Consider the following 13,004-nt stretch of genomic DNA (forward strand, 5'->3'; position numbering starts at 1 on the left):
CGGCGGAGCGGTGCGCCCGGCCGGACGCACCCCACGCCGCCGGGCCCGCCACCGCGCACGCCCGCCCGTCCGTCACGCCCGCCCGGCGGTCACGTCCTCCCGGCGCGCCCGGCCCCCGCGGCGCGCATCCGGCCCACGGCGTACACACAGCCGGCCAGCGCCAGGTCGGAGAGCAGCATGAAGCCGATCGAGTAGCTGCCCTTGGCGCTGTAGACGGCGCCCATGACCAGCGGCGGGACGAAGCCGCCGAGGCCGCCGGTGGCGCCGACGATGCCGGTGACGCTGCCGACCCCGGCCTGCGGCGTCACCCGGGAGACCAGCGCGAAGACCGAGCCGCTGGCCACGCCGAGGCCGGCCGCCATGACCAGGAAGTCGAAGGTGCCGACCGGGTCCAGCGGCGGGTCGAAGGCCTGGACGACGGCGAGCACGGCGACCGTGCCGAGCGCCCCGGCGGTGACGACGGCCGGGTGCACCCGGTCCGAGCACCAGCCGCCGATCGGCCGGAAGGCCACCGTGACCAGCGCGAAGCCGGCCGCCTTGGTGCCCGCGTCGGTGACGTCGAGGTGGTACCAGGTCTGCAGGTAGGTCGGGAGGTAGACGCCGAACGCGACGATGCCGCCGAAGCCGATCGCGTACAGCGCGGCCAGCTCCCAGGTGGCGCGCAGCCGGCCGGCCTGGCCGAGCCGGGTGGCGAGCGGGGTCTCGGGCACCGGCCGGCTCGGGTGGTCGCTGATCATCAGGGCGCCGACGACGGCGAAGAGGGCGAGGCCCACGGCGACGACGAGATAGGGCAGGTTCTCGTCGTAGTGGTGGATGCGGGGGGTCAGATAGGCGGAGAGGGCGATGCCGCCCATGCCCATCCCGAAGATCCCCAGGGCCAGCCCCCGCTTGCGGGGCGGGAACCAGGCGTTGACGAGCGGGATGCCGATGGCGAAGGTGGTGCCGCCCAGGCCGAGCAGGAAGCCGGTGCCGAGCAGCGCGCCGTAGGAGTGCTTGGCGGGGATCAGCAGCAGCACGGGCACGATGGTCAGCGTCGAGACCAGCGGGAACATCACCCGGGCCCCATAGCGGTCGGTGAGCGCGCCGACCGGGACCTGCCCCAGGGAGCCGACCAGCACCGGCACCGCCACCAGGGCCGACACCTGGACGTCGGTCAGGCCGAGGCCGCTCTTGAAGACGTTGCCGAGCGGGGAGATGAGGTTCCACGCCCAGAAGGTGACGGTGAAGCCGAGGGTGGCGACCGCGAGGTTCCGGTAGGCCGCCAGGGTCACGGGCGCACACTGCTCACCACGTCGGCGGCGCCGGCCAGCCCTGGTGGATGTCCGGGGCCAGGCTGCTGCTCGCGAGGTAGAAGCCGAGCAGTGCGCACACGAGGGCGTGCGAGAACTTGAGCTTTCCGCTGCGCAGGAAGATCACGGTCAGGGTCAGCAGCAGCAGTACGACCGAGATGGAAATCGCCATGGGACGCACACCTCCTCAACCGCCGCCCGAACGGACGGCAAGGGGTGGCCAGTTTGGCGTATTTCGGGGTATGTCCGGTTCGAGGCCCGATGCTCCATCCGGGTGTTCACTACGGGTCACCGGCCGGGAAGGACACCCGGCGGCAGTGACGTGGATCACATCACTCCCCGCAACGGAGTCGCGGCATTGCCCGTCTTAGCGGCCGAACATCGCCGCCCCTCCCTGACCTCAGACGGACCCCCATGCCCCTTCGCCCCTCCCCCGCCGCAGGCCCTGGCGCGCCGCACTCGCCCTGGCCGGGGTGGTCGGCGCGGGCACGCTCACCGCGTGCGGGGTCGGCGCGGCGCCGGGCGCCCAGGGTTCTCCGGTGCGGGTGACGCTGGGCGCGGCGAACGGGACCCGGACCGTCCAGGCCGGCGACCGGCTGCGGGTGACCGTGCAGGGCGGGGTGCTGACCGAGGTGACGGTCGCCGACCCCCGGGGGCGGCGACTGCCCGGCGGTCTCGGCGGCGGCGGAACCGTATGGACCGCCAGCGCGCCGGCCGCGCCGGACACCCGGTACTCCGTCCTCGCCCGGACGAAGGACGACCGGGGCGGCCAGGGCGCGGCCAAGGAATCGCTGACCACGGCGACGGCGGCCCGGCTCGACGAACCGGCGGTCGCGCCGGACGGGGTGGCCTCGGGCGGCGGCCGTCACCTCGCGACGGCCGATGACCCGAACCTCACGATCGGCCGGACATGCACCGACTCGGCTCCGGCGCGGGATTGTGGCAAGGTCCGGGTGGGTGAACCCAGTACAGTCACCGCATCCTCCGTACGAGGGAAAGACGATACGACCATCGGGATCGGAGACTGGAATGCCGAGCCCGTGCCCGGTGGGCGGGGAACCGCACCCTCGCGTCGAGCAGCTGACCCCTTTCAGAGCCTAGTGTGACGGAATGAGCACCGTGCAGGACCAGGATCAACTCACGGGGTGGCGGCGCTTCCGGCGTCGCGTCCCGAACGGCTTCGCCATCATCTTCAGCGTGCTGGGGCTCTTCTGCGCCCTGACGGCGCTGATCGGGCCCCTCCGGCGCGGACTCCATCCGGTGATCTACTGGCTGGACACGCTCACGATCCCGGTGGCGCCGAACTTCGCCTACGCGGCGTTCCTCTTCCTCCTGGCCGCGGCGATGACCGCGCGCAAACGCGTGGCGCTGTGGTTCGTCGTCGCCTACATGGTGCTGGTCACCCTCGCCGACGCCCTGTTCCTGGCCGCGGGCTACTGGGAGTTCGCCATCTCGCTGGTGCTGTGCGCCGGCGCCCTGGTGCTGCTGCTCGTCTCGCACCGTGAGTTCTACGCGATCACCCGGCGCGGTGCGTTCCTGCGCGCCATCGGGGTGCTGATCGGCGGGCTCGTGGTGGCGGTGCTGATCGGCTGGGGGCTGGTGACGCTGGCGCCCGGCACGCTGGAGGCCGGCGGCGGCAACCGCCTGCTGTGGGCCGCGAACCGGGTCTGCGGCGGGCTGGTCGGCGGCCGGCTGGTCGAGGGCCATCCGCCGCACTGGACCAGCACGGTCCTGGGGCTGCTGGGCGCGCTGGCGCTGCTGAACGCCGCGGCCGCGCTGTTCCGTTCGCAGCGCATGGAGGCCGCGCTGCACGGTGACGAGGAGGCCCGGATCCGGGCGCTGCTGGACCGTTACGGCAGCCAGGACTCGCTCGGCTACTTCGCCACCCGCCGCGACAAGGCCGTGGTCTTCTCCCCCAGCGGCAAGGCCGCCGTCACCTACCGCGTCGAGGCCGGCGTCTGCCTGGCCAGCGGTGACCCGGTCGGTGACCGGGAGGCGTGGACGCAGGCGATCGAGGCCTGGCTGGAGGTCGCCGGACGGTACGGCTGGCAGCCGGCCGTGATGGGCGCCAGCGAGAGCGGCGCCAAGGCGTTCGCCCGCAGCGGGCTGGGCGCGCTCCAGCTCGGCGACGAGGCGATCCTGCACGTGAAGGACTTCGACCTGGACGGCCGGGAGATGCGGGTGACCCGCCAGGCCGTCAACCGCGTCGAGCGGACCGGCGCGACCTTCCGGGTGCGCCGGCACTCGGCGCTGACCGACGCGGAGATGCAGGAGGTCATCCACCGGGCGGACGCCTGGCGGGACACCGAGACCGAGCGCGGCTTCTCGATGGCGCTGGACCGGCTCGGCGACCCGGAGGACGGGGACTGCCTGCTGGCCGAGGCGTTCGACGGCGACGGCAACATGATCGCGCTGCTGTCCTTCGTCCCCTGGGGCCCGGACGGCATCTCGCTGGACGTGATGCGCCGCGACCGCACCGCGCCCAACGGCGTCATGGAATTCATGGTGGCCCGGCTGTGCGCCCAGGCCGGGTCGTTCGGCGTGCGCCGGATCTCGCTGAACTTCGCGGTGTTCCGTTCCGCCTTCGAGGAGGGCGCGCGGATCGGTGCCGGCCCGGTGCTGAAGTTCTGGCGCCGGCTGCTGCTGTTCTTCTCCAAGTGGTGGCAGCTGGAGGCGCTCTACCGCTCCAACGCCAAGTACAACCCCGAGTGGTACCCGCGGTTCCTGTGCTACGCGGACGCCGGCGCGCTGGCCCGGATCGGCCTGGCCTCCGGTATCGCCGAGGGCTTCGTGGCCGTACCGAGCCTGGGCAAGCTGTGGGGCAAGGGCCACAAGAAGCGGATGCTGGCCCCGGCGAGCACCGCCGGCCTGCCGTCGCTGGACGAGCTCGGTCTGGTGCAGGCGGCGCCGGCCACCGAGGAGGAGCTGCACGAGCGGGAACTGGCCGCGCTGCCCGAGCAGGTGCGGGTGCGCCACCGCAAGCTGGAGCGGCTGCGCGCGGACGGCACCGACCCGTACCCGGTGGGCGTGACGCGCACGCACACCCTGGGCGAGGTCCGCGCCGAGTACCCGGAGCTCGCGGCCGGGGTCCGGACCGGCAAGGCCGTCACCATCGCCGGCCGGGTGCTGCGCACCCGCGACCACGGCGGTGTGGTCTTCGCGGAGCTGCGCGACTGGTCCGGCGATCTGCAGATCGCGCTGACCCGGGACGGCGCCGGCAAGGAGCTGCTGGACCGGTTCGGTTCGGACATCGACCTGGGCGACCACGTCGAGGCCGAGGGCGAGATCGGCGCCAGCGACCGCGGTGAGCTGACCGTGTTCGTCACGCAGTGGCGGCTGACCGCCAAGTGCCTGCGGCCGCTGCCCGACAAGCGGCGCGGACTGTCCGACCCGGAGGCCAAGGTCCGCCAGCGCTATGTGGACCTGGTCGTCTCGCCGGACGCCCGGGAGACCGTACGGGCCCGCAGCACGGCCGTGCAGGCACTGCGCCAGGGGCTGATCGACCGGGGTTACCTGGAGGTCGAGACGCCGATGCTCCAGCAGATCCACGGCGGCGCCAACGCCCGCCCGTTCCACACCCACATCAACGCCTACGACCTCGACCTGTACCTGCGCATCGCACCGGAGCTGTATCTGAAGCGGCTGTGCGTGGGCGGTATGGAGAAGGTCTTCGAGATGGGGCGGACGTTCCGCAACGAGGGCATCTCGTACAAGCACAACCCCGAGTTCACGATGCTGGAGGCGTACCAGGCGTTCGCCGACTACGACGTGATGCTCGACCTGACCCGGGAGCTGATCCAGGGCGCCGCGATCGCCGCGTTCGGCAGCGCCACCGCCCGCAAGGCGGACGCCCACGGCAAGCTCGTCGAGCACGACATCTCGGGGATCTGGCCGGTCAAGACGGTATACGGCGCGATCTCCGAGGCGCTCGGCGAGGAGGTCGACGCGGACACCGAGGCGGATCGGCTGCGCCGGCTGTGCGGTGCCGCGGCGGTGCCGGTGAAGCCGGAGATGGGCCGCGGCGACATCGTGCTGGAGATGTACGAGCGCCTGGTGGAGGAGAAGACCCAGCTCCCCACGTTCTACAAGGACTTCCCCACCGATGTCTCGCCGCTGACCCGGCAGCACCGCAAGGACCCGCGGCTCGCCGAGCGCTGGGACCTGGTCGCGTTCGGCACCGAACTGGGCACCGCCTACTCGGAGCTGACCGACCCGGTCGAGCAGCGGCGGCGGCTGACCGCGCAGTCGCTGCTGGCGGCCGGCGGTGACCCGGAGGCGATGGAACTGGACGAGGACTTCCTCCAGGCGCTGGAGTACGCGATGCCGCCGACCGGTGGTCTGGGCATCGGCGTGGACCGGCTGGTGATGTTCCTGACCGGTCTGTCGATCCGCGAGACGCTGCCGTTCCCGCTGGTCCGGCGGCGCTGAGCCGGAGCCGGCGCAGCACACGTGAGAAGGCCACCACCCTCGGGGTGGTGGCCTCTCGCCTACCGCGGGGCGCGCTCAACTCCCCTGGAATACCTCGGGGTTGGCGCAGTGCACCAGCGCCTCGCCGCGCAGGTGGCGGCCGACCTCCTCGGCGACGATCCGGGCCGCCTTGTGCGCGACCTCCTGGCTGCCGCCCGCGATGTGCGGGGTGAGCACCACGCCGGGGGCGGTCAGCAGCCGGGAGCCGGCCGGCAGCGGCTCCTCGGGGAAGACGTCGAAGGCCGCGCCGGCCAGTTGCCCGGCGTCCAGGGCGTCGCACACCGCGTCGTAGTCGAGGAGCGCGCCGCGGGCGCAGTTGACCAGGATCGCGCCGCGGCGCATCGCGGCGAGCTGCTCGCGGCCGATCATGCCGCGGGTCTCGTCGGTGACCCGGGCGTGCAGCGAGACGATGCGGGAGCGGCCGAGCAGTTCGTCGAGGGTGACCTGCTCGGCGACGCCGGCGAGGGCCTCGGGACGGACGTACGGGTCGTGGACCAGGACGTGGGCGCCCATCGCGGCCAGGACCTTGGCGACCCGGCTGCCGATGGCGCCGTAGCCGATCAGGCCGACGGTGGCGCCGTCGATCTCGATGCCGCAGCGGTCGTAGTCGTAGTAGTCGCCGCGCCAGACTCCCCGGCGCAGATCCGTGTGGGTGTCGCCGACGCCGCGGGCGGCGGCCAGCATCAGGGTGAGGGTGTGCTCCGCGGTGGCGGTGGCGTTGCGGCCCGGGGCGTGGCAGACCGGGACGCCGTGCCGGGTGGCGGCTTCGAGGTTGACGTTGACCGGGCCGCCGCGGCTGGTGCAGAACAGCTTGAGGTCCGGGCAGTGGGCGAGGATCCGCTCGGTGAGCGGGCCGTGCTCGGTGACGCAGATCTCGACGCCGCGCAGCGCCTCGATCATCTCGTCCTCGGTGCCGGAGGCCTCGATGACCTCACCGACCGGGCCGAAGGGGGTGTGCGGCCAGTCGTAGCGGAGCTCGCGGATGTCCAGCGGGGTGTCCCCGGCGGCCGCGCGCACGGCCTCGGCGAACAGGCCCGGGCGGATGAAGTGGTTGCCGGCGGCGAGGACGGTGGTGCTCATGGGGTCTTCTTCTCCTGGAGCGGTGGGCGTACGGGCGGGTGCGTACGGGCGGTGTGCGTACGCCGGGTGGTCAGTGCAGGGCGGGGGCCTGGGCGAGCGCCGGGGTGTTGAGGCTGAGCAGCGCGGTGCGGCCGTGGCCGTGGCGGATCTCGGTGAGGGCGCCGTTGTGGAGCCGGGGGAAGACCCGGCGGTAGTCGGCGAGCGGGATGCCGAGCAGGTGGCAGAGGAGGATCCGCAGCAGGGTGGAGTGGGCGACGACCAGGATGCGGCCGTCGGGGTGGGCGCGGGCGAGGTCGGCGAGGCAGTCGGCGGCGCGTTCGGCGGCCTGCCGCGGGTGTTCGCCGTCCGGCAGGTGGTGCGCGACCGGGTCGGCGAGGAAGGCGGCGACCCGCTCCGGGAAGCGGGTGCGCATCTCGTCCCGGGTCAGGCCCTCGCCCCGGCCGAAGTCGAGCTCGTAGAGCCGTTCGTCGACGTGCGGGGTTAGCCCGCAGGCCGCGGCGGCGGGGGCGGCGGTCAGCCGGGCGCGGGAGAGCGGGGAGCTCCAGATGCCGGTCAGGTGGGCGGTGGTGGCCCAGGTGGCGAGGGTGGCGGCCTGTTCGCGGCCGAGGTCGGTGAGCGGGACGTCGGTGCGGCCGGCGTAGCGGTTCTCCGCGTGCCAGACGGTTTCGCCGTGGCGTACGAGGATGAAGTGGGTCACGGTGCGGCCCTCCTGCGGGCGTGGTCGGCCACGGTCTGGCCGAGCCAGCCACGGCGGGTGAGTTCGTCGACGAAGCGGAGGTAGACGGGGAGGTGGCGGGCGGTGCGGGCCGGGTCCGGGCGGAGCTCGCGGTCGATCCGGACCATCGCGGCGGCCGCGTCCACCAGGCGGGTGCCGTCGGCGGTGGCGGCGAGGACGGCCATCCCGACGGCGCCCTCGGCCTGCTCCGGCAGCCGTACGGGACGGCCCAGGACGTCGGCGCGCAGTTGGCACCAGTAGGCGTTGCGGGCGCCGCCGCCGGTGAGGGTGAGCGGCCCGTCGACCGGCGCGCCGAGGTGGTCGAGGTAGTCGAAGCAGAGCCGTTCCAGGCAGGCCACGCCGAGCAGGTGGGCGTGGAACTCCTCGGCGCGGGTGGCGGGGTGGCCGAGGAGGAAGGGCCGGGCGTCCGGTGCGCGGAAGGGGAAGCGTTCGCCGCCGGTGGAGACCAGGGGGTAGGCGACCGCGTCCGCGGCGTCCGGGTCCAGGGCGGCGGCCTGCGCGGTGAGGGCGTCGAGGTCCTCACCGGGGAAGTGCCGGGTGAGGACGCCGGCGCCGCTGCTGGAGGCGCCGCCCGGCAGCCAGGTGTCGTCCGGGCCGCGGTGGCAGTAGACGACGCCGGCCGGGTCGCGGACGAGGTGCGGGCTGGTGCCCTTGAGGACGAGGGTGGTGCCCAGCACCGAGTTCCAGGCGCCCGGTGCCAGCGCCCCGGCGCCGATCTGCGCGGCGCAGCCGTCGGTCATCCCGGCGACGAGCGGGACGCCTTCGGGGATGCCGGTGGCCGCGGCGGCCCGGGCGCAGACCGCGCCGAGCACCGTGCCGGGGCGGACGACCCGGGGCAACAGCCCGGCGGGCACGCCGAGTTGCTGCATGACACGGTCCGGCCAGCGTTCCTCGACGAGGTGGTAGCCGGTCTTCAGGGCGTGACTGGCGTCGCTGGCGACCTGGTGGCCGGCCAGCCGCCAGGTGATCAGGTCGACCTGGTGCAGCAGCCGGGCGCCGGGCGGGAGTTCGGGACCGTCGGCCAGCAGGGCGACGAGTTTGGGCAGGGCCCAGGAGGGCTGCATGCTGCGGTAGCCGAGTTCCTGCCAGACCGCGGCGCCGGCGGTGTTGACGGCGGTGGCCCGGTCGGCGGCGCGGCCGTCGTCGTACATCAGCCCCGGGGTGAGCGGGGTGCCGTGGGCGTCGGCGAGCAGCACGGTGCCCGAGGTGCCGTCGATCGCCAGGCCGCGGATCCGGCGGGGGTCGAGGCCGGTCAGCGCCTCCCGGCAGGCGGCGGCGAGCGCCTGCCACCACTCCTCGGGGTCCTGTTCGTGCCGGTCGCCGTCGCGCCGGCTGGTCAGTGGGCGGGCGGCGGTGGCGAGGACCCGTCCGGTGCCGTCGACGGCGGCGCAGCGGGCGCTCTGGGTGCCGAGGTCGAGGCCGAGCCAGACGCCGTCGGGGTCGGGGGCGGCGGCCGGGGCGTGGCCGGGGTGGTGCGGGTCAGACAAGGGTGCCTCCAGGGGCGGCGTCGGTCGGGCCGGCGGGGCGGGCGGGGGCCTCGGTCGGGCGGCCGGGGGCCTCGGCGGGGCGGGTGGTGCCGCCGTGCCAGGCCGCGGTGGTGCGCCAGCCGGCCTCGCGGGCCAGGTCGCGCCAGCGCAGGAAGTCCTCGTACAGCCCGGCGTAGAACTCCGCTCGCGCCCGCTCGGGCTCCCAACTCCGCTCCATCCGGACGTACTTGGCGGCGGCGCTGTGCATGCTGGTCTCGGCGCCGGTGCGGACCAGGCCGGTGAGGAAGGCGCCCTTGGCGCCGAGTTCGGTGTCGCCGGAGCGGGCGGTGGGCACCCCGGTGGCGTCGGCGATCAGGGCGCACCAGGCGTCGCTGTTGGCGCCGCCGCCGCACAGCCGCAGTTCTTGGACGTCCGTGCGGGCGGCGGCGAGCGAGTCCCGCAGGACCAGCGAGAGCCCGTCGAAGACCGCGCGGGCCAGGTCGGCGGGGGTGTGTTCCAGGGACAGGCCCCAGAACGAGCCGCGGGCGCCCGGGTCGAGGAACGGGGCGCGCTCGCCCGCCGGGGACAGGTACGGCAGGAACATCAGCCCGCGTGCCCCCGGCTCCGACTCGAAGGCGAGCTGGGCCAGTTCCGGCGGGCCCGGCAGGTGCAGCAGCCGGGCCGCCCAGCCGAGGACCTCGGCACCGTTGAGGGTGGGGAAGGCGCGCAGCACCCGCTCCCGGCCGCGGTAGGCGATGTGGATGCCGGACGGCTCTCCGGTGGTGTCGATTCCGGTGGTGACGATCTCGGTGCACAGGGTGGTGCCGAGGATGCTGCAGGCCTGGCCGGGGTTGACCACGCCGACTCCGCGGGCGGTGGCGGCGATGTCGTACGGCGCCATCACGACCGGGAGGCCGGCCGGCAGCCCGAGCTCGTCCGCGGCCGTGGTGGTGAGTTCGGCGATCCGCCGGTCCTCGGCGAGCACGGTGGGCAGCAGCCGCTCGTACGCGCCGAGGCCGAACAGGTCGATGATCTGCGGGTCGTAGGTGCCGGTGGTGTGGTCGAGGAAGGGGGCGGAGGCGTCGGACTCGTCGCTGGCGCGGACGCCGGTGAAGCGGAGGAAGAGCCAGCCGGCGGCGGTGAGCGAGGTGGCCGAGCGGGCGAGTCGGTCCGGGTCGTGGGCGGCGAGCCAGCTGAAGATCGCGTTGGGCATGCCCGCGCAGGTCAGCGAGCCGTTGCGGCGGAACGCGGCCTCCAGGACGCCGTCCCGCTGCCAGGCGGTGAGCTGGTCCCCGGCGCGGCCGTCGGACCACAGGACGGCGGGTCCGGTGGGGCGGCCGCGGTCGTCGACGAGCCAGGCGCCGTCGCCCTGCGCGGTGAAGGACACCAGCCACACCGGGTCGGCCAGGCCGTCCAGCACGGTGCGGACGGTGTCGACGACCGCGTTCCAGACGCCGTCCATGTCCTGTTCGGCCCAGCCGGGGTGCGGGCGGAGGACCTCGGTGGCGCGGCGGGCGACGGCGATCTCGGTGCCCTGGTCGTCGAAGACCACGGACTTGATCACCGTGGTCCCGACGTCGATGGTCAGTACGGACATCAGTGCGTCCCTCTCATGCCGGGGCCGAGGCGGCGGCGGGCTCGGGGCCCCTCCGCGCGGCGTCGGCGGAATCCGGCTCGTCCGTCAGCTTCAGGAAGTGGGCCAGCGCCCAGCTCACCGCGTACATCCCCGCGAAGATCCAGACCACCCCTTCGACGCCGAGCGGGCCGACGAAGACCGCGACGACCGCCGGGCCGACGAAGGTGCTGGCACCGGCGCCGAGGTTCAGGGCGGCCAGTGCCTGGCCCTGGTGCCGCGGCTCCAGCGTGGGCACGAGCGCCGAAAGCGGTACATAACCCGCCAGCGTAGCGCCGTAGAACGCGGCGACCAGGAGGGCCAGCGGGAAGTTCGCGCCCGCGGCGTGCGGGACGTAGAAGAGCAGCAGGGTGCTGAGCGTGCAGCCGGCGCCGCCGAACCAGGCGATGGTGCGGCGCCAGCCGAAGCGGTCCCCGACCACGCCGAACAGCAGGTTGGCGAAGATGTTGGTGGCGAACATCGCGCTGAGCAGGTGCAGCCACTGGGTGAGGGTGAAGCCGACGGTCCGGGTGAAGTGGATCGGCAGTATGACGAAGAAGCCGAACTGGGACGCGGTGTTGATGACCCGGACCACCGAACCGACCCCGACCCGGGGGTTGCGCCACAGGATCGTGACGCTGCCGACCAGGGTGGCCACCGGCCCCTCGCCGTCCCCGCGCGGCCGTCTGCCGCCGTGGTCGTCCCGGACCAGCAGCAGCGCGATCAGCCCCCCTACGGCGACCAGCGCCAGCGCGGCCCACAGCGTGGCGTAGGCGCCGATGTGCGGGATGAGACCGCTGGCGACGAGCGAGCCGAGGGTGGGCAGCCCGCCGGTGAAGGCGAACCAGAACCAGCCCATGGCGGTGCCGAGCCGGGCCCGCGGCGCCACCCCGGCGATCCAGACCAGGAAGCCGTAGGCGAACAGCGGATAGCCCAGCCCGCGCAGGCCGTAGCCGGCCATCATCAGCGGGTAGCTGCCCAGCGGGAGGGCGACGGCGAGGAAGACCAGTTGGAAGACCGCCCAGATGCCCAGCCCGGCCCACATCACACGGCGCGGGCCCCAAAGGTCGGAGAGCACTCCGGAGAGCCAGGCGGCGATGCCGGCGGCGATCCCGTAGACGGTGAACAGCAGGGCCACCCGGGACTCGGAGAGGTGCTGGTCCAGGAGGTACGGCGAGAGGTACCCGGACTCGACCCCGTCTCCGATCATGAAGAGCAGCAGCCCGAGATAGCCCCAGGCGAGGGTGGGCGGAATGCCCAGGCGGGTGATCAGTGAACGCGGCGGAGAGTTCGTCATCGAATCTCCCTTTCTGCGGCGGCTCAGAAGGGCGAAGGGGGGTGGACGCAGCGATGGAACCGCCGTGCGGAAAGGGCCGTCAATGGCCGCCGGAATCTTCGCATCACCGCTCCGACCAGCCGTGTTGTGTCCTTGCGGAACCGCATGTGGACACCGTGCCGGGGGCGCGCGCAGTGTGAAATCCGTGCGAACATAACGCGGCGAATTCACCCGGCGGGATGCCCGCGGGGACGCAGCCGGCACGGAGGGAGCGGAGCCATGGACCGGGTCGAGGCCCAGGAGGAGCGGCGCCGCCGGATGCGCGACACCGTCATCGCCCGCGGATTCGTGCGCACCGCGGACCTGGCCGAGGAGTACGGCATCAGCCTGATGACCGCGCACCGCGATCTGGACGCGCTGCAGGCGCAGGGCTGGCTGCGCAAGGTGCGCGGCGGGGCGACCGGGCTGCCGTCCGCGCAGTTCCACGGCAGCGTCGCGGAGCGGATGGCGACCATGGCGCAGACCAAGCAGCAGCTGGCGCGGGCCGCCGCGACGCTGCTGGTGCCCGGGCAGACGGTGCTGCTCGACGACAGCACGACCTGTCTGCTGCTGGCCCACCAGGTCGCCGAGCACACCCCGCTGACCGTGATCACCAACTCACTGCCGGCCATCACCACCCTGGCGAAGGAACCCGGGGTCTCCCTGATCACGCTGGGCGGCGCCTACTTCCCCGCCTACGACGCGTTCATGGGCCCGTACACCGCCGACGCGGTACGGGCCTTCCGCGCCGATGTGCTCTTCCTGTCGACCACGGCGGTCACCAACGGCCGCTGCTACCACACCTCACCGGAGACCGTGCAGGTCAAGCGCGCCATGATGGAGAGCGCCGGCCGCCGCATCCTGGTCGCCGACCACACCAAGTTCGCCAAGGGCGGCCTGTACGCCCTCGCCCCCCTGACCGACTTCGACCTCCTGATCGTCGACGACGGCCTCCCGGCGGACCAGATCCGGCACGTGCGGGCGGCGGGCACGGAGGTGATGGTGGTGGAGGGGCGGGGGTAGCCGCCCCCCCCTGAGG

The 13,004-nt window shown here is 73.5% G+C and carries 9 protein-coding genes and 1 pseudogene; 3 read left to right on the forward strand and 7 right to left on the reverse strand.

The annotated features are described in order from the left end of the window. Positions 1 to 89 precede the first annotated feature (89 nt). Entirely contained in the window at positions 90 to 1,271 is a 1,182-nt protein-coding gene (locus OJ254_RS26740; protein WP_265364418.1) for an MFS transporter, read from the reverse strand. Further along, a pseudogene (locus OJ254_RS26745) lies at positions 1,268 to 1,461 on the reverse strand (hypothetical protein). Before OJ254_RS26745 ends, OJ254_RS26740 begins: the two are co-directional and overlap by 4 nt. 367 nt (positions 1,462 to 1,828) lie before the next feature. Here OJ254_RS26745 and OJ254_RS26750 point away from each other — a divergent pair. Together OJ254_RS26750 and lysX are read left to right on the forward strand one after the other, a co-directional pair. Continuing rightward, the gene (locus tag OJ254_RS26750; protein WP_265364419.1) at positions 1,829 to 2,395 is read left to right on the forward strand and encodes an Ig-like domain-containing protein; all 567 of its coding nucleotides are present in this window, start codon (positions 1,829 to 1,831) and stop codon (positions 2,393 to 2,395) included. Between the two features lie 4 nt (positions 2,396 to 2,399). After that, positions 2,400 to 5,717 carry a bifunctional lysylphosphatidylglycerol synthetase/lysine--tRNA ligase LysX gene (gene lysX / locus OJ254_RS26755; protein ID WP_265364420.1) on the forward strand — a complete coding sequence of 1,106 codons (3,318 nt, stop codon included), beginning with the start codon at positions 2,400 to 2,402 and terminating at the stop codon, positions 5,715 to 5,717. A 75-nt stretch (positions 5,718 to 5,792) separates the two neighbouring features. Here lysX and OJ254_RS26760 read toward each other — a convergent pair whose 3' ends face one another. The 5 genes from OJ254_RS26760 to OJ254_RS26780 form a co-directional block, all read right to left on the reverse strand. Beyond that, positions 5,793 to 6,836, reverse strand: coding sequence for a 2-hydroxyacid dehydrogenase (locus OJ254_RS26760; protein WP_265364421.1), 1,044 nt, complete (start codon positions 6,834 to 6,836; stop codon positions 5,793 to 5,795). 70 nt (positions 6,837 to 6,906) lie between these two features. Next, complete coding sequence (locus OJ254_RS26765) at positions 6,907 to 7,533, reverse strand: histidine phosphatase family protein (RefSeq protein ID WP_265364422.1); 627 nt, start codon at positions 7,531 to 7,533, stop codon at positions 6,907 to 6,909. Beyond that, a complete protein-coding gene (locus OJ254_RS26770; RefSeq protein WP_265364423.1) occupies positions 7,530 to 9,059 on the reverse strand; it encodes an FGGY-family carbohydrate kinase in 1,530 nt (509 codons plus the stop codon). Before OJ254_RS26770 ends, OJ254_RS26765 begins: the two co-directional genes overlap by 4 nt. Then, positions 9,052 to 10,635, reverse strand: a complete 1,584-nt coding sequence (locus OJ254_RS26775) for an FGGY-family carbohydrate kinase (RefSeq protein ID WP_265364424.1) — start codon at positions 10,633 to 10,635, stop codon at positions 9,052 to 9,054. Before OJ254_RS26775 ends, OJ254_RS26770 begins: the two co-directional genes overlap by 8 nt. A 13-nt stretch (positions 10,636 to 10,648) precedes the next feature. Beyond that, on the reverse strand, positions 10,649 to 11,947 hold the full coding sequence (locus OJ254_RS26780; protein ID WP_265364425.1) for an MFS transporter: 1,299 nt from the start codon (positions 11,945 to 11,947) through the stop codon (positions 10,649 to 10,651). 258 nt (positions 11,948 to 12,205) lie between these two features. On the opposite strand from OJ254_RS26780, the gene OJ254_RS26785 reads away from it, so the two are divergent. After that, the gene (locus OJ254_RS26785; protein ID WP_265364426.1) at positions 12,206 to 12,988 is read left to right on the forward strand and encodes a DeoR/GlpR family DNA-binding transcription regulator; all 783 of its coding nucleotides are present in this window, start codon (positions 12,206 to 12,208) and stop codon (positions 12,986 to 12,988) included. Positions 12,989 to 13,004 lie beyond the last annotated feature (16 nt).

The sequence above is a fragment of the Streptomyces endophytica genome (assembly GCF_026153355.1).
Taxonomy (GTDB): domain Bacteria; phylum Actinomycetota; class Actinomycetes; order Streptomycetales; family Streptomycetaceae; genus Streptomyces; species Streptomyces endophytica.

Excerpts from the sequence above, each read along its gene's own strand:
- lysX (WP_265364420.1), top strand. The coding sequence starts at position 2,400 with ATGAGCACCGTGCAGGACCAGGATCAACTCACGGGGTGGCGGCGCTTC.
- OJ254_RS26760 (WP_265364421.1), bottom strand. The coding sequence starts at position 6,836 with ATGAGCACCACCGTCCTCGCCGCCGGCAACCACTTCATCCGCCCGGGC.
- OJ254_RS26775 (WP_265364424.1), bottom strand. The coding sequence starts at position 10,635 with ATGTCCGTACTGACCATCGACGTCGGGACCACGGTGATCAAGTCCGTG.
- OJ254_RS26780 (WP_265364425.1), bottom strand. The coding sequence starts at position 11,947 with ATGACGAACTCTCCGCCGCGTTCACTGATCACCCGCCTGGGCATTCCG.
- OJ254_RS26785 (WP_265364426.1), top strand. The coding sequence starts at position 12,206 with ATGGACCGGGTCGAGGCCCAGGAGGAGCGGCGCCGCCGGATGCGCGAC.